Consider the following 21,016-nt stretch of genomic DNA (forward strand, 5'->3'; position numbering starts at 1 on the left):
TATCCTGCCTTTATTTAAACTGTTTGAGGAAACGCAGATCGTTTTCGAAGAAAGAACGCAGATCGGTCACGCCATAACGCAGCATGGTCAGACGCTCCATACCCATACCGAATGCAAAGCCGGAGTAGATTTCCGGATCGATACCCACGTTGCGCAGCACGTTCGGGTGAACCATCCCGCAGCCCAGCACTTCCAGCCATTTGCCATTTTTGCCCATCACATCAACTTCCGCAGAAGGTTCGGTGAACGGGAAGTAAGAAGGACGGAAGCGAACCTGCAGGTCTTCTTCAAAGAAGTTGCGCAGGAAATCGTGCAGCGTACCTTTCAGGTTGGTGAAGTTGATGTTGGTATCAACAATCAGCCCTTCCATCTGATGGAACATTGGGGTGTGCGTCTGATCGTAATCGTTACGGTATACGCGCCCAGGGGCGATGATACGGATCGGCGGCTGTTTTTCTTTCATGGTGCGGATCTGCACGCCGGAAGTCTGCGTACGCAGCAGACGGGTCGCGTCAAACCAGAAAGTGTCGTGGTCAGCACGCGCCGGGTGATGGCCAGGAATATTCAGTGCGTCGAAGTTATGATAGTCATCTTCGATTTCCGGACCGGTCGCCACGGTAAAGCCCAACTCACCGAAGAAGCTTTCAATACGATCGATAGTACGTGTTACCGGATGCAGACCGCCATTTTCGATACGACGTCCCGGCAGAGAGATATCGATCGTTTCTTCAGCCAGACGGGCATTCAGCGCAGCACTTTCTAATTCGGCTTTACGTGCGTTCAGCGCTTGCTGTACCTGCTCTTTGGCTTCGTTTATCACCGCACCTGCTGCCGGACGCTCTTCTGGCGGCAGCTCGCGCAGGGTTGTCATTTGAAGGGTCAAGTGCCCTTTCTTGCCCAAATATTCGACGCGGACATTGTCTAACGCGGCAACATCTGAAGCCTGGTTAATGGCGGCCGTTGCACTGGCAACCAGCTCTGCGAGATGTGACATGGTTTTCCTCGTTATGTGGCGATATTCACTAGTCGCTCGTCTATACGCAAAATCATTCAGGTTGTATCAAGGCGGCAAAAGAGCAAATCCTCAGGAGCGTACATCAGTACGTGACTGGGGTGAGCGAATGCAGCCAACACAGAGACAACTTGAAGGATGACGCGTATAAAAAAAGCCTCCACCAGGGAGGCTTTTAGGCGCTGTTTTCCGTTTCTTCTTTCACGCGCAAGCCTCCTGGATTCAGGTGCTAAAGTAAAAGAAGAAGCGGAAAATAGCAGCATTCATGCTTGCATTACCTTATGTGGTAAAAACCGGACAACCTTTATTGAAAAGGCTTACGGGTAAAATGTCAACTAATTGATTGCGCTACAATAAAAGAGAGGGAGCCAGGCTCCCTCTTTTCACCGGCTTATGCCAGAGCTGCTTTCGCTTTTTCGACCAGAGCGGTGAACGCTACTTTGTCGAATACTGCGATGTCAGCCAGGATCTTACGGTCGATTTCAACAGAGGCTTTTTTCAGGCCGTTGATGAATTTGCTGTAAGAAATACCGTTCTGACGTGCTGCTGCGTTGATACGCGCAATCCACAGTTGACGGAACTGACGCTTTTTCTGACGACGGTCACGATAAGCGTACTGACCAGCTTTGATAACAGCCTGGAAGGCAACGCGGTATACGCGAGAACGCGCACCGTAGTAGCCTTTAGCTTGTTTCAAAATTTTCTTGTGACGTGCACGGGCAACTACACCACGTTTTACGCGAGCCATATGTGCTCTCCTGTATCTATATTCTTAGTAAAAAATTAATTAAACGTTAACGGCTTATGCGTACGGCAGGCACGCGATAACCAGACCCAGATCGCCTTTAGAAACCAGGCCTTTTGGACGCAGGTGACGTTTACGCTTAGTAGATTTTTTGGTCAGAATATGACGCAGGTTTGCGTGCTTACGCTTAAATCCACCACCACCGGTTTTTTTGAAGCGCTTAGCAGCACCGCGTACGGTCTTAATTTTTGGCATTTTAATAACTTCCACTTCGCATTGTTAATAAACGAAACGTAGGCGAACAACGGCTGTGGAACCCGCAGGCTCCACAGACATTGCTACTTGAAGGCCTTACTGTTTCTTCTTAGGAGCGAGCACCATGATCATCTGACGGCCTTCGATCTTCGTAGGGAAGGATTCGACTACTGCCAGTTCACTCAGATCGTCACGGACGCGGTTGAGCACTTCCATACCGATCTGTTGGTGGGCCATCTCACGGCCGCGAAAACGCAGCGTGATCTTAGCCTTATCGCCATCTTCCAGAAAGCGTACCAGGCTGCGGAGTTTTACCTGGTAATCGCCATCGTCGGTGCCAGGACGGAATTTAATTTCCTTAACCTGGATAACTTTTTGCTTTTTCTTCTGTTCCTTAGAAGACTTACTCTTTTCATAAAGGAACTTGCCGTAGTCCATAATACGACAAACTGGCGGTTCGGCGTTAGGGCTGATTTCAACTAAATCTACTCCAGCTTCTTCAGCTTTTTCGATTGCTTCTCTCAGACTCACAATACCCAAAGCTTCGCCTTCCAGACCTGTTAAGCGAACTTCCAGGGCGCGAATCTCGCCATTAATACGATTCGGACGTGCCGTTTGAACTCGTTTTCCGCCTTTAATACCTTATTCCTCCAGTTGTTGAAGACTGCGGCTGCGAATCTCTTGTTGCAGCTTCTCAATCACTTCATTTACGTCCAGGCTGCCCAAGTCTTTGCCACGACGGGTGCGCACGGCAACTTTGCCTGCTTCAACCTCTTTGTCGCCACAGACCAACATGTAAGGGACACGACGTAAAGTGTGCTCGCGGATTTTAAAGCCAATCTTCTCATTTCTCAAGTCTGCTTTTACACGAATGCCCGCATTTTGTAGTTTCTGCGTTAATTCGTTAACGTATTCAGACTGAGAATCGGTAATGTTCATGACCACAACCTGAACCGGCGCAAGCCAGGTCGGGAAGAAGCCAGCAAACTCTTCGGTCAGAATACCGATGAAACGTTCCATCGACCCAAGAATTGCGCGGTGAATCATAACCGGCACCTGACGCTCGTTGTTTTCGCCAACATAAGAGGCGCTTAAACGGGACGGCAGAGAGAAGTCCAGCTGTACAGTACCGCACTGCCATGCACGATCGAGGCAGTCATACAGGGTAAATTCAATTTTCGGACCGTAGAATGCGCCCTCACCCAGTTGGAACTCAAACGGGATGTTGTTTTCTTCCAACGCAACGGCCAGGTCAGCTTCAGCACGGTCCCACATTTCATCGCTACCGATACGTTTTTCGGGGCGAGTGGACAGTTTGACGACGATCTTCTCGAAGCCAAAGGTGCTGTACATATCGTAGACCATACGAATACAAGCGTTAACTTCATCACGGATCTGTTCTTCAGTACAGAAGATATGCGCATCATCCTGAGTGAAGCCACGAACACGCATCAGACCGTGCAGCGCGCCTGACGGCTCGTTACGGTGGCAGCTACCAAACTCAGCCATACGCAGCGGCAGATCGCGATAAGATTTCAGACCCTGATTAAAGATCTGTACGTGGCCCGGGCAGTTCATGGGCTTAATGCAGTATTCACGGTTCTCTGAAGACGTCGTGAACATCGCATCTTTGTAGTTATCCCAGTGACCTGTTTTTTCCCACAGCACGCGGTCCATCATGAACGGACCTTTAACTTCCTGATACTGATATTCTTTCAGTTTCGAACGAACGAAGACTTCCAGTTCACGGAAGATAGTCCAGCCATCATTGTGCCAGAACACCATACCCGGCGCTTCTTCCTGCATATGATACAGGTCAAGCTGTTTACCGATTTTACGGTGATCGCGTTTGGCGGCTTCTTCCAGACGTTGCAGGTAGGCGTTGAGGGCTTTTTTATCTGCCCATGCAGTACCATAAATACGCTGCAGCATCTTATTATTGCTGTCGCCACGCCAGTATGCCCCTGCGGTCTTCATCAGTTTGAAGTGATGGCAGAAACGCATGTTCGGCACGTGCGGGCCACGGCACATATCGACATATTCTTCATGATGGTACAAGCCAGGCTTGTCATCATGGGCAATGTTTTCATCAAGAATAGAGACTTTATAGGTCTCGCCACGCTTCACGAAGGTTTCACGCGCTTCGTACCAGCTGACTTTCTTCTTAATGACATCGTAGTTTTTCTCAGCGAGCTCGTGCATCCGCTTCTCGAGCGCGTCGACGTCTTCCTGGGTTAACGTACGGTCAAGATCGATATCGTAGTAAAAACCGTTGTCAACAACCGGTCCGATCGCCATTTTGGTGTGCGGCCAGAGTTGTTTGATCGCGTGCCCTAACAGGTGCGCACAGGAGTGACGAATGATCTCCAGACCTTCTTCATCCTTCGCGGTGATGATGGAGAGCTTCGCATCATGTTCAATCAGATCGGAAGCATCTACCAGCTCACCGTTAACACGGCCAGCAATCGTGGCTTTCGCCAGACCTGGACCGATGTCCAGCGCAACATCCATGGGGCTTACAGCGTGGTCGTAATGGCGTTGGCTGCCATCAGGAAGAGTAATAACAGGCATGTTATATCCTTATTTGCAGTGGTGCCCCACACGTAAGAGCACATACAAAGATTCAATATTTAAAATTATCAAAAAGGTGTGGGCTGATTCCCGCTTCACTCTGCGAAATATGTCACGGGTCGCCTTGGTGGCGACGCTGGACCTACGCCCTTTTTTTGATAACACCGTTGACAGTGTACACGGTGTTACGAGCCGATCAAAGCAGCAATCAACGCGCACTGTATGATGTAAATCAATTCACTGACACCCTGACGTCTTTGTTACACTTGCCGAAAGTCATCGAATATGAGCGGGAAAGAACTATGCCAACAAATCGCTTTGCGAAGAAACACTGGAAAATAGTTGTGATTCTGCTTGTTATTTGTGCGGCCATGCTGATGCTGCGTTGGGCCGCAATGATCTGGGGTTAAATTATTGGCACCGGCAGTACGGTTCCGTTTATTTATCTATTAAATAGAATTTACCTGAAAAATAGCGCGTTATTGGTACGTGGTAAAAATAAAACGTAGATTAAATATTAAATAAACTTAACTTTAATTGGGAAAACCGGGCCAATTATTTGACCCGGCTTGTCATTACATACGATAACCGAGCGAAACAGTCGTTCGACGATCGGTATGCTCCGGCGCCGTTGCCGGCGGTTCAGAGTTCCAGGTCACGTTGTAAGCCACCTTTAACCCGAAGTGTTCATTGATGGCAACGTTCAAAGCCGTTTCAGAGTTGAGTGTCGTATCGTCAGCACCGAATACCGATACACCCTGAGTAAATTTGGTGTTATCCGTCATCTGCCACGCATACGCCCCGGACGCATAGCCCAACGGCTGCGTTTCGGTGGTGCCATCAGTGTGCTCGTCATAACGAACACCAGGACCGAATTCAAAACGGAAGCTGTGCACCGGCCCATTAAGGAACTGACGACCGTAACCTGCGGTCAGTACGTCACGCTCGCGATAACCGTTGTAGCGGTCGGTCAACCAGCTTGCCTGCCCAAAGAGATAGTCATAGTCGGTCATGTTGTAACGACTACGGCCCCCTACGGCATATTTCTCTGATGAACGCTCATCATTTGAGGAGGTGTTGCTGGCATTTCCCCACAGAGACCACGCTGTAGTTTGACCATACCAGGTCATGTTGGTGTCTGCAGTTAAAGAAGAACTTTTTGTGTTGCCTGACTGGGCGAGATATCCCGCGTTCAGGTTACCTTCAAAGGGTTTTTTCGCGCTGGAAGGATCATCCATGACAGTAAAAACGGAATCATCGGCGGCAGCATGCATTGACGCAAGCAGGCCTCCCATCAGCATGAATGCTGTGGGCACTGTCTTCAAAAGCTTCATTTATTAAGAGTCCGTACAACAAAAAAAGAGACCATAACGGTCTCGGAAACTTTCATATGGATCAATGACAAAAGACCCTTGAAAGGTAACAAATTATAAAAAGACTCGAATAACATAGCAATAAATTCTTATTTCATTTTTTGAATAAGAGCGTTCTTAAATCGATATTTTATTTATATAACTTTGACCCGATAATTTTAAATAAAGATATGAAAAATCATGTTGTTAATTACTTCACTTTCGGGATGTTAAGTGCCAGACTGAAGGCAGCCTAACAGGAGGTAAAGATGGTACGTATCTATACGTTAACACTTGCGCCCTCTCTCGATAGCGCAACAATTACTCCGCAAATCTACCCTGAGGGTAAACTTCGCTGTACCTCGCCGGTTTTTGAACCCGGTGGCGGCGGTATCAACGTCGCTCGTGCAATAGCGCATCTTGGCGGTACTGCGACGGCTATCTTCCCCGCGGGCGGGGCCACGGGTGAGCATCTTGTTGCATTGCTCGCCGACGAAAATGTTCCCGTCTCTACAGTCGAAGCCAAAGACTGGACCCGCCAAAATCTGCACGTCCACGTTGAGTCCAGCGGTGAGCAGTATCGCTTCGTTATGCCCGGGGCTGCGCTGACCGATGATGAGTTCTATCAGCTTCAGGATCAGGTGCTGGAAATTGAGTCCGGCGCGCTGCTGGTGATTAGCGGCAGTTTGCCGCCTGGCGTACAACTTGAGAAGCTGACCCGACTCGTTACCTCAGCACAAAAACAGGGTATTCGCTGCATCGTCGATAGCTCAGGCGAGGCGCTAACGGCGGCGTTAGCCATCGGCAATATCGAACTGGTCAAACCCAACCTTAAAGAACTGAGCGCGCTGGTGAACCGCGAACTCACCCAACCTGATGACGTGCGTAAAGCCGCGCAGGAGATTGTGCAATCGGGTAAAGCACATCGCGTCGTGGTCTCTCTTGGGCCACAAGGGGCGCTGGGCGTTGATCGCGACACCTGCGTCCAGGTGGTTCCACCACCGGTGAAAAGTCAAAGTACCGTAGGCGCAGGCGACAGCATGGTCGGCGCCATGACGCTTAAACTGGCTGACAACGCACCTTTTGACGATATTGTTCGTTTCGGGGTTGCCGCCGGTAGCGCAGCAACCCTGAATCAGGGGACGCGTCTGTGCGCTTTGGACGATACGCAAAAAATATATGCATACCTTGCGCAGTAATGCCACCGTCCCCCTTCTTACCAGGAAGGGGGATTTTCCGGTAAAACTGTCGGCATGGTTGTTATACGTCTATGATAAAAAATCACGTGATTACAAAGAAGTGAATCATGTGCAAACAGACGTCTCCACAACTGTGCGAGATGAAGAAGAACGACAAACATTAAGTGCCTTTCCAGCGATGACGCGTCCGTGGTGTGCGTCAGTTCGTGTTTTTTAACCGCATTCTTGCGCTAACCTTATGATCTGGCAGACAACATGGGGAGAGACATCATGTGGCAGGCTATCAGTCGTCTTTTAAGCGAGCAATTAGGTGAAGGCGAAATCGAACTGCGTAATGAACTGCCCGGCGGAGAGATCCACGCCGCATGGCATTTACGCTATGCGGGGCGCGATTTTTTCGTCAAATGCGATGAAAGAGAGCTGTTGACCGGCTTTACGGCGGAAGCCGATCAACTGGAGCTACTTTCCCGCAGTCAAACCGTATCTGTACCGAAAGTTTGGGCGGTAGGCGCAGACAGAGATTACAGTTTCCTGGTGATGGACTTCCTCCCTCCCCGTCCGCTTGACGCGCACAATGCATTTATCCTCGGCCAACAGCTTGCGCATTTGCATGAATGGAGCGATCAGCCGCAGTTCGGACTCGACTTTGACAATGCGCTCTCGACCACGCCGCAACCCAATGCCTGGCAACGTCGCTGGTCAACTTTTTTTGCCGAGCAGCGCATTGGCTGGCAACTGGAACTCGCCGCTGAAAAAGGTATTGCGTTTGGCAATATTGACGCCATTGTCGAGCATGTTCAGCAACGCCTCTCGTCCCATCAGCCGCAGCCGTCTCTCCTGCATGGGGATTTGTGGTCGGGAAACTGCGCGCTCGGCCCGAACGGTCCTTACATCTTCGACCCTGCCTGCTACTGGGGAGACAGAGAGTGCGATCTGGCAATGCTGCCGTTACATACCGAGCAGCCGCCGCAAATTTATGATGGTTATCAGTCCGTCTCGCCGCTCCCCCTGGATTTTCTTGACAGACAGCCTGTCTACCAGCTCTATACGCTGCTGAATCGGGCTATTCTGTTCGGAGGGCAGCATCTGGTTGTGGCGCAGAAAGCGATGGATAGGTTACTGGCGGCTTAACAACGCGCTTATCAGGCCTGACGTTACACAATGCGGCAGGCCTGATGTTTCAACGCTTACAAAAAGCCCAGTAATGAGAAGAAGAAGTAGCCGATGACGATAACGATCACCGGCAATATATACAGCGGAAAAATTTGTAAAAAGATCGTATGGTGCGGTACCACGATACGTGATTCAATTTGTGCGCGTGATAACCCTTCACTGCCTTTGGCCTGTTCCAGAATCAGTTGATCCTCAACACCTTCGCGTAAAAAACGCGCCTGACGGCTCATTCTTGCACCTGAATCCTGCAACGCTAAGCCGACAAAAATCAGGATGAAAATCAGCCAAAAAACGAAATTGAGTCCACTTTGAAAATCGGGTGTCGGCGAGTTATACCAAAATACGTTAAGAAAGGGGGTGTTCACCCGCATCATGTCGATCATTACATGGGCAAAATCGAGCATCACCGCATTAATCCCCTCCTGCTTTTCGCTGTGCGCATACATAAACTTCAGTACAGAAACCAGTGTTGAAATCAGCGCTGGAATGAAAATCACCCATCCCACCAGCCTTTTCAAGACGGCAATGCGTCCAGCTTGTTGATACGTCATGAGTTCCCCTTGATAAAGACGTGTCATTTTGGCCTAAGTTTACCCGTTGATAACCGTTTTCGCCTGATCTTTAAAGGCGGTATAATAGAGAATTAGCCATAATGAACGCTCAGAGCCTGTTATGACTGGCTCGAAATCCCTTTTATCACCCTAAAGGAGAGGTTGTGATGTCAACCCCGCGTCAAATTCTTGCTGCAATTTTCGATATGGATGGATTACTGGTCGATTCAGAACCGCTCTGGGATCAGGCCGAACTGGATGTGATGGCAAGTTTAGGCGTTGATATCACTCGCCGCCATGAGCTTCCCGATACCCTTGGCTTACGCATCGACATGGTGGTTGATTTGTGGTTTGCGCAGCAACCGTGGAATGGCCCCACACGTCAGGAAGTGACTGAACGTATCATCACGCGGGCTATTGCGTTAGTTGAAGAAACAAGACCGCTGCTGCCTGGCGTACGTGAAGCCGTGGCGTTGTGCAAATCGCAGGGACTTTTGGTCGGGCTGGCATCCGCATCACCGTTGCATATGCTGGAAAAAGTGCTGACCATGTTTGGTTTACGCGACAGCTTCGATGCACTGGCCTCCGCAGAGAAACTTCCCTACAGCAAACCGCACCCGCAGGTGTATCTCGATTGCGCAGCGAAACTGGGCATTGATCCTTTGAGTTGCGTTGCCCTGGAAGATTCAGTCAACGGCATGATCGCCTCGAAAGCGGCTCGCATGCGCTCTATCGTGGTGCCTGCACATGAAAATCAGGACGATCCTCGCTATGTACTGGCCGACGTAAAACTGTCCTCGCTCACCGAACTTACAGCCGTTCATCTGCGCGGCTAATCCTCTCACGGGCAATGCGAATCATTGCCCGTGAGATTGTTTTTTTAAAACGGTGTTTCATTTTAATTGTATTTCTGCTCAGCCTCTCCTATTCTTTCCGCATGGTAAAGTGTGAATGGAATGAATAATTGAGGTGAATATGATTCAGGACGCTTTTCGTCTCGCAGGTAAAGTTGCCATCGTCACCGGATGTGATACCGGCCTTGGACAAGGTATGGCACTGGCGCTGGCTGAAGCTGGCTGTGATGTGGTCGGAGTGAATCGTAAAACCCCGCATGAAACCGCAGAGAAAATTAACGCGCTCGGTCGACGTTTTATGGCGATTCAGGCCGATCTCAGCCAACAGGACGTACTCGCCAGCATTGTGACACAAACGGTGGAGGCATTTGGTCGGATCGATATTCTGGTCAATAATGCGGGCACCATACGTCGCCAGGATGCGCTGGACTTCAGCGAAAAAGACTGGGATGACGTGATGAACCTGAATCTCAAATCCGTGTTCTTTCTGTCGCAGGCCGTGGCGCGCCAGTTTGTGGTGCAGGGTAACGGTGGGAAAATAATTAATATTGCCTCAATGCTCTCATTTCAGGGCGGGATCCGCGTTCCTTCCTATACCGCATCGAAAAGCGGTGTACTGGGTATCACCCGCCTGCTGGCTAATGAATGGGCTGCACAAGGTATTAATGTCAACGCTATTGCGCCAGGCTATATGGCGACCAATAACACGCAGCAACTACGTGAAGACAGCGAGCGCAATCAGGAGATTATCGATCGTATTCCAGCCGGACGCTGGGGAAAGCCAGACGATCTGAAAGGCCCGGTCGTTTTCCTCGCAAGTTCAGCCTCTGACTATATTCATGGTTATACGCTGGCCGTGGATGGTGGTTGGCTGGCGCGGTAATGTCGCACTTGTGACAAAGGGTTACAACGTCACCTCTTCCGCCTACTGTATAAAACCCCTATACTGTATGAATCGACAGTTTATTGGGTTTTATCATGACGGCGGAAGGCCACCTTCTTTTTTCTATTGCCTGTGCGGTATTTGCCAAAAATGCCGAGCTAACGCCCGTTCTTGCGCAGGGTGACTGGTGGCATATTGTTCCTTCAGCCATTTTGACATGTCTGCTACCGGATATCGATCATCCAAAATCTCTGCTCGGACAGCGTCTGAAGTGGATATCGAAACCCATTGCCCGCGCATTTGGCCATCGCGGGTTTACGCATAGCCTGCTGGCAGTCTTTGCCCTGCTGGCCACGTTTTACCTGAAAGTCCCTGATACCTGGATAATTCCAGCTGATGCCTTACAGGGCATGGTTCTCGGTTATCTCAGCCACATTCTGGCCGACATGCTGACCCCGGCAGGCGTCCCCCTGCTTTGGCCCTGTCGCTGGCGCTTTCGCCTGCCGATCCTTGTGCCGCAAAAAGGGAATCAACTGGAGCGATTCCTGTGTATGGCGCTGTTTGCCTGGGCCATCTGGATGCCACAGACCGTACAAGAAAACAGTGCAGTACGCTGGTCATCGCAAATGATAAATACGCTACAAATGCAGTTTAATCGTTTCATAACGCACCAGGTTGACTAATAAATCAGCCGAAATGTCATTTTTGGCATAAACAATTCCATTTGAATATAAGAGGCATGTCACAGTTCTGCTAATCTTGCGCCAACTGAATCACCATCGTACGGTGATCCGCATAATAAGATCAGGAGAACGGGGATGAACTTTCCATTAATCGCGAACATTATCGTGTTCGTAGTGCTGCTGTTCGTGCTGGCGCAAGCCCGTCACAAACAGTGGAGTCTGGCAAAAAAAGTACTGGTCGGTCTGGTCATGGGTGTGGTGTTCGGCCTCGCGCTGCACACCATTTATGGCTCCGACAGCCAGGTTCTTAAAGATTCCGTACAGTGGTTCAACATTGTCGGCAACGGTTACGTCCAGTTGCTGCAAATGATTGTTATGCCGCTGGTCTTTGCCTCTATTCTCAGTGCCGTTGCGCGTCTGCACAACGCCTCTCAGTTAGGTAAAATTAGCTTCCTGACCATCGGCACGCTGCTGTTTACCACGCTGATTGCCGCGCTGGTAGGTGTTCTGGTGACCAACCTGTTCGGCCTGACCGCCGAAGGTCTGGTACAAGGCGGGGCTGAAACCGCACGCCTGAATGCCATTGAAACCAATTATGTTGGCAAAGTAGCCGACCTCAGCGTTCCGCAACTGGTGCTGTCGTTCATCCCGAAAAACCCGTTTGCCGATCTGACCGGAGCGAACCCGACGTCAATTATCAGCGTGGTTATCTTCGCAGCATTCCTCGGTGTAGCCGCACTGAAACTGCTGAAAGATGACGCCCCAAAAGGCGAGCGTGTTCTGGTCGCTATCGATACCCTGCAAAGCTGGGTGATGAAGCTGGTCCGTCTGGTTATGCAGTTAACGCCGTACGGTGTTCTGGCGCTGATGACTAAAGTGGTTGCAGGCTCCAACCTGCAGGACATCATCAAGCTTGGCAGCTTCGTCGTCGCTTCGTATCTCGGTCTGGGCATTATGTTTGTGGTACACGGGATCCTGCTGGGAGTTAACGGCGTTAGCCCGCTGAAATACTTCCGCAAAGTCTGGCCTGTCCTGACTTTCGCTTTCACCAGCCGTTCCAGCGCCGCGTCCATCCCGCTGAACGTTGAAGCACAAACCCGTCGTCTGGGTGTACCTGAATCCATTGCCAGTTTTGCCGCCTCTTTTGGCGCCACGATTGGTCAGAACGGCTGTGCCGGCCTGTACCCGGCCATGCTGGCGGTGATGGTCGCCCCAACTGTCGGTATTAACCCGCTGGATCCCATGTGGATTGCCACGCTGGTAGGTATCGTGACCGTGAGTTCCGCAGGCGTTGCGGGTGTGGGCGGCGGCGCGACCTTTGCCGCGCTGATCGTTCTGCCTGCCATGGGTCTGCCGGTAACGCTGGTCGCGCTGCTGATCTCCGTTGAACCGCTGATTGATATGGGTCGTACGGCGCTGAACGTTAGCGGCTCCATGACTGCCGGTACGCTGACCAGCCAGTGGCTGAAGCAGACCGACAAAACGATTCTGGACAGCGACGATAACGCCGAACTGGCGCATCGTTAAGCCTGTTTGCTGATAAAAAAACCACCGGCGTGTAATGCTCCGGCGGTTTTTTTATATCCAGTTAATCGCTCAGTTCATTTTCCTGGCGAATCTGATTAGCCCAGCGTTGCGCTGATTCCGGAACCGTAAATGCAGGCGAACGCTGAAACGACTCCCCCATTAAGACAAAAGCGACATATTTACCGCGCAGTATCCATACGTCACGAAACGCATCCATTTTAACCGCATGCTCTGGCGGAGCAGGCTCCACACGGGGCACGTAGCTAATAACCGGACGATTTTGTTGGCGAAGAGGTTTCATAATCAGTTGTTTCACTAAAGACAAATTCTAAAAATCAGAAAACCGTTATCTTAGCCGATTTTCCCCTCCCGCGTCCTGCCTTGCGTGCGCGGTTTGCCTGTCTCATCGCGCTTTACTTCCCCGGTATATTCCTGCAGGGCTGAGTGAGTGGTCTATAGTTAAAGCTTTTGACAGCAACAACGACCCTTTCAGCGATGAATACAGGAGACGAGTTTAATGTCACAGAAAGATAAGCATCCGCTCCATCACACTGCGCCGGTTCATGATGCCAGCGAGTCCAAACCCGGTCTTGATTCCCTGGCGCCAGCAGACGGTTCACATCGTCCAACGCCTGAACCCACGCCTCCGGGCATGCAACCCACCACGTCCGGCAGCTTAAAAGCGCCTGACATCAGAAGTGACAAACTCAACGCGCTGGACAGTTTTCGCAAAGGAAGCGAAGAATTTGCCCTGACCACCAATCAGGGCGTACGCATTGCAGACGATCAAAACTCGCTGCGCGCCGGAAATCGCGGGCCAACATTACTGGAAGATTTTATCCTGCGAGAAAAAATCACCCATTTTGATCACGAACGTATACCAGAACGTATCGTTCACGCCCGAGGGTCAGCCGCGCACGGTTACTTTCAGTCCTATACCGATTTAAGCGCAACGACAAAAGCCGATTTCTTGTCCGAAGAAAACAAGATAACACCCGTTTTTGTCCGTTTCTCAACAGTCCAGGGCGGCGCAGGCTCAGCGGATACGGTCAGGGATATTCGGGGATTTGCGACAAAATTTTATACTGAAGAGGGCATCTTTGATCTGGTAGGAAATAACACGCCGATCTTTTTTATTCAGGATGCACATAAATTCCCGGATTTCGTCCACGCCGTAAAACCGGAGCCACATTGGGCCATCCCACAGGGCCAAAGCGCGCACGATACCTTCTGGGATTATGTCTCATTGCAACCTGAAACCCTGCACAACGTGATGTGGGCGATGTCTGACCGGGGGATCCCGCGCAGTTATCGCACGATGGAAGGTTTTGGCATCCATACTTTTCGGCTGATTAATGCGCAGGGGAAAGCCACTTTCGTCCGCTTCCACTGGAAACCGCTGGCTGGCAAAGCTTCTTTGGTATGGGATGAAGCACAGAAACTAACGGGTCGCGATCCTGATTTCCATCGCCGCGATCTGTGGGAGGCAATTGAAGCCGGCGATTACCCGGAATACGAACTTGGCCTGCAGTTAATTCCGGAGGAAGATGAGTTTAAATTCGATTTTGACCTGCTCGACCCGACAAAACTCATCCCGGAAGAGCTGGTTCCGGTTCAGCGCGTCGGTAAAATGGTACTAAACCGCAACCCGGACAATTTCTTCGCGGAAAACGAACAGGCGGCATTTCATCCCGGTCACATCGTTCCGGGCATCGATTTTACCAATGACCCTCTGTTACAGGGCAGACTGTTCTCCTATACGGACACACAGATTAGTCGCCTGGGTGGGCCCAACTTCCATGAAATCCCGATCAATCGCCCTACCTGCCCGTACCATAACTTCCAGCGCGACGGTATGCATCGCATGGATATTGATACCAATCCCGCCAACTATGAACCTAACTCCATCAATGACAACTGGCCACGAGAAACGCCGCCGGGGCCAAAACGTGGTGGATTTGAGTCGTATCAGGAGCGCATTGACGGGAATAAAATTCGTGAGCGTAGCCCCTCTTTCGGCGAATACTATGCCCACCCTCGCCTGTTCTGGCTAAGCCAGACACCAATAGAGCAACAGCATATTATTGGCGGATTCAGTTTCGAACTCAGCAAAGTGACCCGGCCTTATATTCGCGAAAGAGTGGTCGATCATTTGGCGCATATTGATACCACTCTGGCGCAGTCCGTGGCCAGCAACCTCGGTTTTGAACTGACCGAAGAGCAAACCCAGATCTCCCCTCCACCGGACGTCAACGGGTTAACCAATGCGCCTTCGCTTAGTTTATATGCGGGATCAAAAGGTGATATCAAAGGCCGCGTGGTCGCCATTCTGCTCAATGATCAGGTAAAGGCAGACGATCTGCTCACCATTATGCAGGCCCTGCAGTCGAAAGGCGTTCATGCCAGGTTGCTCTATTCCAGAATGGGTAATGTGGTTGCCGACGATGGCTCCGTCCTGACGATCGCGGGTACCTTTGCCGGCTCGCCGTCGCTGACGGTCGATGCGGTTATCGTTCCGGGTGGGAATATCGCGGATATCGCCATGAATGGCGATGCGAAATATTACTTACTGGAAGCGTATAAGCACCTGAAACCAATCGCCCTGGCAGGAGATGCTCGCCAGCTTAAAGCTGCATTGAATATCACAAATCAGAGTGAGAAAGGCGTGGTAGAAGCGGACAGTGCAGACGCACAGTTTATGGATACCTTACTGACACTGATGACTGCGCATCGTGTCTGGTCGCGAGCCGGAAAAATCGACGCGATCCCTGCCTAAAAAAATGCGGCGCATAATTGCGCCGCAAACTCAGGAATTACACGTTCAGAAAACTGCCAAGACGATAACCGCGCTCCGCAATAGCATATTTCAGTGACGAAGACGTCAGTACGTCAAGCTCAGTTAAGCGGGGGTAACAGTAGGCACTTTGACGAATAGTGTCATCGATAAAGGCTGGATGGCACATGACTTCCAGTGAGGACTCTCCCCGGTCTGCTGAGGCATCCAGCGTTTGTAAAAACAGCGCCTCAGAAATCGCTTCGCCATAAAACTCGCTGCTGAATCCCTGGGAAGAACGCAACGTGTCGGGTAAATCAGACGACTGGCACACCGTCTGACGATCGATACGCAACGCAATCCCTCGTTCGGCTGCAAAGCTCGCGACAATGGGGAAAATCTGCGGGAACATATGCACATGGTGATGGCTATCCAGATGCGTCGGTTCCCGCCCAAACAGGTCTATAAAACGCTGATACTGCGCGGCCAGCTCTTGCGAAATTTCATCCAGCGGCAAAGCATCTTCTTCTGCCATTTGCCAGATCCATTTCCCCAGCAATCCGTCACGCGTAAGGCCTGGCATTGGCGTCAACGGTCTGCCCAGCGTCAGAACAAAGTGCATCCCGACGGCAAGTGCAGGTATGTCACGACTCAGTTGTACCGCATGGTCAATCGCCGCGCCATTTACCAACGCCGTCGTCGAGGTGACCACGCCATTGCGGCAGGCTTCAACAATGCCGTAGTTTTGGCCTTTACTCAGGCCAAAATCATCCGCATTCACAATCAGTACGCGTTCCATAGCCGACCTCAGTTAGTGTTGTTCGCTTTTCAGTTTCTCGATGCACCCGGCGAAATTTGGCAGCCATTGTTCATGCGCCAGAATCAATTCACGCGCCAGGACTTCAGCGTCGCGGTCAGAATGCACCAGCGGGCTCAGGTTCAGCGCCAGCAGCACATCATTTAGCTCTCCGCTCAATGCCGCATTGCTCGCCGCCACTTCAAAGCCTTTAATGGTATAGATAAGACCGAGGACTTTCTCATCAAAATGAGTAATACGTGGGTGTGGCGTGGCGCCGTTGCGTCCCAACGTGCAGGTCATTTCTACCGCCCAGTCCGCAGGAATGTTATCGACATGCCCATGGTGCGGAATGTTGACATAATGTTCGGTCTGCTTATCGTTGTAGATAGCGTTGATCACTTCACAGGCCGCGTCGGAGTAATAAGCGCCACCGCGCTGTTCCAGCTCCTTCGGCTTAACGTTCAGCTCAGGATTTTTATAGAGATCAAAAAGTTGTTTCTCAACTTTCTGTACCACCTGAGCGCGTGCCCCGCCCTTATAGTATTCGCCCATCTCAATCGCCAGCATCTCTTTTGGCTTGAAGTAGTAGAGCAAGTAAGAGCACGGCAGTAGTTTCAGCGAACGAATCAGTCCTTCACTAAACGGCAGGTCAAAGATGTTCTTCACGGTAGACGCTTTCAACTCGCCCGATGCGACGCCGTCCAGCAGTTCATCAAAACATGACACGCCGTTCACCAGCACATCTTTGATAAAGACCATATGGTTCAGACCGAACAGATCGATAGATAAATCATCGCTCTCTTTCAGCGCCAGCACATCGCTAATGAACATTTTCATGCCGACGGGAATATTACACACGCCGATGAATTTCTTAAAATTAGTATGGCGATAGACCGCTTCAGTCACCATCCCTGCCGGGTTAGTAAAGTTAATCACCCACGCATTCGGGCACAGTTCTTCCACATCTTTTACAATGTCAAAAATAACCGGAATGGTACGCAAACCTTTGAACAGGCCGCCCGCACCGTTCGTTTCCTGTCCCAGATAACCGTGGCTCAGCGGGATACGCTCATCCTTCTCACGGGCTTTAAGTTGTCCTACACGCAGTTGGGTGGTAACGAAATCAGCATCTTTCAACGCTTCGCGGCGATCCAGCGTTTTATACAACTTCATCGGAACGCCAGCTTTGTCGATCATCCGCTGGCAAAGGTCAAAAATAATGTCCAGCTTCTCTTTACCACCCTCTACATCAACCAGCCACAATTCAGAAACCGGTAATTCGTGATAGCGCTTAATAAAGCCTTCAAGTAACTCAGGGGTGTAGCTGCTCCCGCCACCGATAGTGACGACTTTTAATTTCTGGCTCATACGTTCTCCCTTCAGTGTCAAAACACTGACATGTATTATGCTCAACCCGTTTGTCAGGTATAGCGTGGCTGTCCCGACGCTATTTAGGGCAAGCTATAAAAATGAGTTATTGGAAAATAATATCTACTGATTAAATTCAGTTAATTTCTTACGATAGCTATTTGGCGTAAACGACGTCAGCTTTTTAAATGTTTTAATAAACAGGCTTGGACTACTGTAACCAGACTCATAAGCAATATCCGTTACAGAATAGTTAGTCATTTCCAGCTGTTTTTTAGCAAAATTAATGCGAATTTCATTAATGATCTGCATCGGCGTTTTGCTGTAATAACGCTGGGTCGCGCGGGTCAGATACTCCTGGGATTTCGCGGACAGGTGTACCATATTTTCCAGCGCATTCTCGCTAAACTGCCGTTTATCATGCATAGTCTCGACGGTGGTTTTGAGCCACTGAGGAATATCATCCAGCACCTGCTCTTCGCGATGATGGCGCAGCCGATTAATAATATAGAAGGTGACCACTTCTACAAATTCATCGAGTCCGCTCTCACGAAAGTTCAGTGATGCAATAACCGTTTCAATGTAGGTAAGAAACGAGTTATTCGCCCGATAGACCTGCGATGCAACGAAACAAAACGGCAGCAGCGGGTGGTAGTGCTGTTCAAAAAAACGTTTACTGATACCAACGTTAAGGATCCTTGTCGCACCGAAATCATAGAAACTCTGGTGATGCGATCCCAACGGGATAAAAACAAAGTCCCCGCGCTCAAGCAATACGCGTTTACCGTTGATTTCCTGATAATAGCGTCCGGTTAAAACCAGCGTAAATTCATAGTAGTCATGTTGATGCAGCCCACTGATGCTCTCAGTTTTGTTATAGATGAACACATGGAAATTTTTGCCATTAAACAGCTGCTGTTCATAGACGGTTTTGATTTCCGGTGCGTTAATCTGTAGCTGCATTTTGCACTCCTCGCTATTTCAGCTTCTCGTGAAGTTCAATCAGTTCAGTGACCAGCTCGCGCGCCAACATCGAGGTCATCAGATGATCCTGTGCGTGGACCAGCACCAGGCTGACTTTCATTTTACCTTCGCCCTGATCGCCTTCAATCAGTTTTGTTTGCACGAGGTGCGCTTCGTTCAGCGCCAGGCGAGACTGGTCCATCATGGTCTTCGCTGCTTCAAAATCCCCCTGCTTGGCCATTTTGAGTGCGCCGTATGCCAGGCTACGCGCCTGACCAGAATTAATGATGAGCCCCATCACCACTTCTTCAAGTTCTTCTGCTTCTGACTGCGTGTCGACGATATTCTCGATATCCAACATACTTTTTTCCTCTGGTTCAGTCCGGCATGACCGCGAAGCCACGCCGGATTAAATTTAGAATTTCAATGCGTTAGCGATATCTTCTTCGCTTTCTTCTTGATCAATAACGTTCTGAGCTTTGTTGGCTACTACCACGAACGGCAGGTAAACCAGCGTTGCAATACCGAGGTTGAACAGCGCGACCAGCAGAGCGGCGACGCTACCGTTGGTGTTAAAGAACGCGCCCAAACCGGTTGGCATAGTCCACGGTGCGATGTTGGTAATCGGTGGAATAATGCCTGAGTAGTAAGCTGCCAGCGTAATCGCCGCCAGAATCGGCTGAACCAGAATGAACGGAATAAACATAACCGGGTTCATGATGATCGGCAGACCGAACAGGATAGGTTCGTTAATCTGGAAGAGACCTGACGGCAGTGCCAGCTTAGCAACCTGACGATAGTCAGGACGACGCGATGCCAGGAAAATAGCGATAATCAGACCCAGCGTTGCCCCGCTCCCCCCAAGGAAAATATAGGAGTCGAGCATCGGTTTCGCCCAGACGTGGAACGTCTTACCGGCTTCCAGCGCAGCGTCTACGGAACCAAACTGTTGGTAGATAGAGATATTTTCCAGTGCCCATGGCGTCATGATTCCGCTGTCCAGCGCGGTCAGCGCCAAAGAACCGTGAATACCAAAGAACCACAGCAGCGGAACAAAAATCACATAGGCCCAACCCACTACGCTACCCAGTGATGCCAGCGGCGTTGAAATGGAATCCATAATGATCTGATGGAAGTTGGTACCCCAGGTGTTCAGCGCCCAGGCGATGATCCCCATAATGGAGAGAATAAGAAAGCCAGGAATCAGCGCAGAGAAGGAACGTGATACGGATGTCGGTACGCTATCAGGTAATTTGATCACCCAATTACGATGGACCACAAAAGTGAACATTTCCGCGACCACCAGGCCGATAATAATACCGGAAATAATATTCGCGCCGCCCAGCCAGTTAGCGCCAACCGCATAGGCTTCACCCACGCTGTACGGTGTGACGGTCATAAATGCGGCGACAGATAACAACCCGGCAGCCAGTGAGTCGACCTTGCGTTCTTCTGCCAGCGCCATGCCGATAAAGAACGGCGCCATCAATGACATGATACCCAGCGTACCGTTATAGACGTTTCCACCAATGCCTTTCAAGCTATTCAGCGTTTCAATAGTTGAAGCATCAAGTCGAATGCCCATCGAATAAAAAAACGACCCCTCCCCAAAGCTCAGGAAAACGTTATTAATTAATACAAACATTGCCCCTGCGAGGGTTAACGGCATTAAACGAATAAAACCGTTTTTGATTGCATTAACGTGCGGCTGCTTTCCAATTTTTACAGCAAAAGGAAGGAGTACCTTTTCAAGTGAAGCAATAGCGTTACTCATAGAAAAATACCCTTAAATACCGCAATTAATAATTGCGGTGAATGTTAATGAAATAACTCTTTGACGGGAAAAATTAAAATAATTAATTTGCTGCGGCTTTTTTAATTGCTGCAACAGCAGCCTTAAGCACGCCTAAACCATCGACTTTGCCATACAGCAGCGAGTCAATCACTTCCACAGGCTTGTTGGGTAACAAACGCTGAATTTCGGGCAACATATAAGCAATTTGCGGACCTAATAACACAACATCGGCCGCTGGGCCTTTTTCTCCGGCCAGCGTTTCAGGAAACGCTTCAATAATAACCGGCACTTCGTATTTTTCGGCCTGAGCACGCATCTTCGATACCAACAATGAAGTCGACATGCCCGCAGAACAAAACAGATAAATGTGTTTCTTTTCCATTAAAACGATCCTCATGTGCGATTATCTGTCAACCAGACACTCCGCAAGCCATAACCTGCATCCATGCTCTGGGTAACCTGCGTCAGCTAAATTACTTTTTTAGGTGGCTGAAACGAGTATACGGGATTGTA

General features: G+C 50.1%; 23 protein-coding genes and 1 other annotated feature. Of the genes, 8 read left to right on the forward strand and 15 right to left on the reverse strand.

Annotated elements, in window-relative coordinates:
• Nucleotides 1-10: 10 nt before the first annotated feature.
• The 6 genes from pheS to thrS all read right to left on the reverse strand — a co-directional run bounded on the left by pheS (nucleotide 11) and on the right by thrS (nucleotide 4,583).
• Complete coding sequence (gene pheS, locus FDW97_RS01080; protein WP_003832580.1) at nucleotides 11-994, reverse strand: phenylalanine--tRNA ligase subunit alpha; 984 nt, start codon at nucleotides 992-994, stop codon at nucleotides 11-13.
• A gap of 165 nt (nucleotides 995-1,159) precedes the next feature.
• Nucleotides 1,160-1,284: a sequence feature (Phe leader region), on the reverse strand.
• Complete coding sequence (gene pheM / locus FDW97_RS01085; protein ID WP_001386830.1) at nucleotides 1,235-1,279, reverse strand: pheST operon leader peptide PheM; 45 nt, start codon at nucleotides 1,277-1,279, stop codon at nucleotides 1,235-1,237. It overlaps the preceding feature by 45 nt.
• 119 nt (nucleotides 1,285-1,403) lie before the next feature.
• A complete protein-coding gene (gene rplT, locus FDW97_RS01090; protein WP_003030578.1) occupies nucleotides 1,404-1,760 on the reverse strand; it encodes a 50S ribosomal protein L20 in 357 nt (118 codons plus the stop codon).
• 54 nt (nucleotides 1,761-1,814) lie between these two features.
• Nucleotides 1,815-2,012 (reverse strand): 50S ribosomal protein L35, encoded by a 198-nt coding sequence (gene rpmI, locus FDW97_RS01095; RefSeq protein ID WP_003030583.1) that lies wholly within the window; start codon nucleotides 2,010-2,012, stop codon nucleotides 1,815-1,817.
• A gap of 96 nt (nucleotides 2,013-2,108) precedes the next feature.
• Nucleotides 2,109-2,651: a translation initiation factor IF-3 gene (gene infC, locus FDW97_RS01100; protein WP_048997935.1), complete on the reverse strand. Its 543-nt coding sequence runs from the start codon at nucleotides 2,649-2,651 to the stop codon at nucleotides 2,109-2,111.
• Nucleotides 2,652-2,654: 3 nt separating this feature from the next.
• Nucleotides 2,655-4,583 (reverse strand): threonine--tRNA ligase, encoded by a 1,929-nt coding sequence (thrS, locus tag FDW97_RS01105; protein WP_032939806.1) that lies wholly within the window; start codon nucleotides 4,581-4,583, stop codon nucleotides 2,655-2,657.
• A 302-nt stretch (nucleotides 4,584-4,885) separates the two neighbouring features.
• On the opposite strand from thrS, the gene yniD reads away from it, so the two are divergent.
• Nucleotides 4,886-4,993 (forward strand): small membrane protein YniD, encoded by a 108-nt coding sequence (yniD, locus tag FDW97_RS01110; protein ID WP_087856702.1) that lies wholly within the window; start codon nucleotides 4,886-4,888, stop codon nucleotides 4,991-4,993.
• Nucleotides 4,994-5,158: 165 nt separating this feature from the next.
• On the opposite strand, the gene FDW97_RS01115 is transcribed toward yniD, so the two are convergent.
• Complete coding sequence (locus FDW97_RS01115) at nucleotides 5,159-5,917, reverse strand: YdiY family protein (RefSeq protein WP_038640176.1); 759 nt, start codon at nucleotides 5,915-5,917, stop codon at nucleotides 5,159-5,161.
• A 287-nt stretch (nucleotides 5,918-6,204) separates the two neighbouring features.
• On the opposite strand from FDW97_RS01115, the gene pfkB reads away from it, so the two are divergent.
• Both pfkB and FDW97_RS01125 read left to right on the forward strand, forming a co-directional pair.
• Nucleotides 6,205-7,134, forward strand: a complete 930-nt coding sequence (pfkB, locus tag FDW97_RS01120) for a 6-phosphofructokinase II (RefSeq protein ID WP_038640174.1) — start codon at nucleotides 6,205-6,207, stop codon at nucleotides 7,132-7,134.
• 270 nt (nucleotides 7,135-7,404) lie between these two features.
• Nucleotides 7,405-8,265 carry a fructosamine kinase family protein gene (locus FDW97_RS01125; protein ID WP_069324267.1) on the forward strand — a complete coding sequence of 287 codons (861 nt, stop codon included), beginning with the start codon at nucleotides 7,405-7,407 and terminating at the stop codon, nucleotides 8,263-8,265.
• A 56-nt stretch (nucleotides 8,266-8,321) separates the two neighbouring features.
• Here FDW97_RS01125 and FDW97_RS01130 read toward each other — a convergent pair whose 3' ends face one another.
• Nucleotides 8,322-8,858: a YniB family protein gene (locus FDW97_RS01130; protein ID WP_087856703.1), complete on the reverse strand. Its 537-nt coding sequence runs from the start codon at nucleotides 8,856-8,858 to the stop codon at nucleotides 8,322-8,324.
• Nucleotides 8,859-9,025: 167 nt separating this feature from the next.
• Here FDW97_RS01130 and hxpB point away from each other — a divergent pair, with 167 nt between their 5' ends.
• From hxpB to tcyP, 4 genes are all read left to right on the forward strand, one after another.
• Nucleotides 9,026-9,694, forward strand: a complete 669-nt coding sequence (gene hxpB / locus FDW97_RS01135) for a hexitol phosphatase HxpB (protein ID WP_069324269.1) — start codon at nucleotides 9,026-9,028, stop codon at nucleotides 9,692-9,694.
• A 139-nt stretch (nucleotides 9,695-9,833) separates the two neighbouring features.
• Nucleotides 9,834-10,595, forward strand: coding sequence for a 2-dehydro-3-deoxy-D-gluconate 5-dehydrogenase KduD (gene kduD, locus FDW97_RS01140; RefSeq protein WP_137350535.1), 762 nt, complete (start codon nucleotides 9,834-9,836; stop codon nucleotides 10,593-10,595).
• An 83-nt stretch (nucleotides 10,596-10,678) separates the two neighbouring features.
• Nucleotides 10,679-11,278 (forward strand): metal-dependent hydrolase, encoded by a 600-nt coding sequence (locus FDW97_RS01145; protein ID WP_087050648.1) that lies wholly within the window; start codon nucleotides 10,679-10,681, stop codon nucleotides 11,276-11,278.
• Between the two features lie 135 nt (nucleotides 11,279-11,413).
• Nucleotides 11,414-12,805, forward strand: coding sequence for a cystine/sulfocysteine:cation symporter (gene tcyP, locus FDW97_RS01150; RefSeq protein WP_006684833.1), 1,392 nt, complete (start codon nucleotides 11,414-11,416; stop codon nucleotides 12,803-12,805).
• 61 nt (nucleotides 12,806-12,866) lie between these two features.
• On the opposite strand, the gene cedA is transcribed toward tcyP, so the two are convergent.
• Nucleotides 12,867-13,130 (reverse strand): cell division activator CedA, encoded by a 264-nt coding sequence (cedA, locus tag FDW97_RS01155; protein ID WP_071600734.1) that lies wholly within the window; start codon nucleotides 13,128-13,130, stop codon nucleotides 12,867-12,869.
• A 192-nt stretch (nucleotides 13,131-13,322) separates the two neighbouring features.
• On the opposite strand from cedA, the gene katE reads away from it, so the two are divergent.
• Nucleotides 13,323-15,581, forward strand: a complete 2,259-nt coding sequence (gene katE, locus FDW97_RS01160) for a catalase HPII (protein ID WP_137350536.1) — start codon at nucleotides 13,323-13,325, stop codon at nucleotides 15,579-15,581.
• Between the two features lie 37 nt (nucleotides 15,582-15,618).
• On the opposite strand, the gene chbG is transcribed toward katE, so the two are convergent.
• The 6 genes from chbG to chbB all read right to left on the reverse strand — a co-directional run bounded on the left by chbG (nucleotide 15,619) and on the right by chbB (nucleotide 20,885).
• Nucleotides 15,619-16,377 carry a chitin disaccharide deacetylase gene (gene chbG, locus FDW97_RS01165; protein WP_137350537.1) on the reverse strand — a complete coding sequence of 253 codons (759 nt, stop codon included), beginning with the start codon at nucleotides 16,375-16,377 and terminating at the stop codon, nucleotides 15,619-15,621.
• Nucleotides 16,378-16,389: 12 nt separating this feature from the next.
• Nucleotides 16,390-17,745, reverse strand: a complete 1,356-nt coding sequence (locus tag FDW97_RS01170) for a 6-phospho-beta-glucosidase (RefSeq protein WP_137350538.1) — start codon at nucleotides 17,743-17,745, stop codon at nucleotides 16,390-16,392.
• 123 nt (nucleotides 17,746-17,868) lie between these two features.
• On the reverse strand, nucleotides 17,869-18,708 hold the full coding sequence (gene chbR / locus FDW97_RS01175; RefSeq protein ID WP_003030617.1) for a transcriptional regulator ChbR: 840 nt from the start codon (nucleotides 18,706-18,708) through the stop codon (nucleotides 17,869-17,871).
• Nucleotides 18,709-18,721: 13 nt separating this feature from the next.
• Nucleotides 18,722-19,069, reverse strand: a complete 348-nt coding sequence (gene chbA / locus FDW97_RS01180) for a PTS N,N'-diacetylchitobiose transporter subunit IIA (RefSeq protein WP_038640158.1) — start codon at nucleotides 19,067-19,069, stop codon at nucleotides 18,722-18,724.
• A gap of 54 nt (nucleotides 19,070-19,123) precedes the next feature.
• Entirely contained in the window at nucleotides 19,124-20,482 is a 1,359-nt protein-coding gene (gene chbC, locus FDW97_RS01185; protein WP_006684840.1) for a PTS N,N'-diacetylchitobiose transporter subunit IIC, read from the reverse strand.
• 82 nt (nucleotides 20,483-20,564) lie between these two features.
• Nucleotides 20,565-20,885, reverse strand: a complete 321-nt coding sequence (chbB, locus tag FDW97_RS01190) for a PTS N,N'-diacetylchitobiose transporter subunit IIB (protein ID WP_003030620.1) — start codon at nucleotides 20,883-20,885, stop codon at nucleotides 20,565-20,567.
• Between the last annotated feature and the right edge of the window lie 131 nt (nucleotides 20,886-21,016).

The organism is Citrobacter sp. wls708 (assembly GCF_005281255.1).
GTDB lineage: Bacteria > Pseudomonadota > Gammaproteobacteria > Enterobacterales > Enterobacteriaceae > Citrobacter > Citrobacter werkmanii.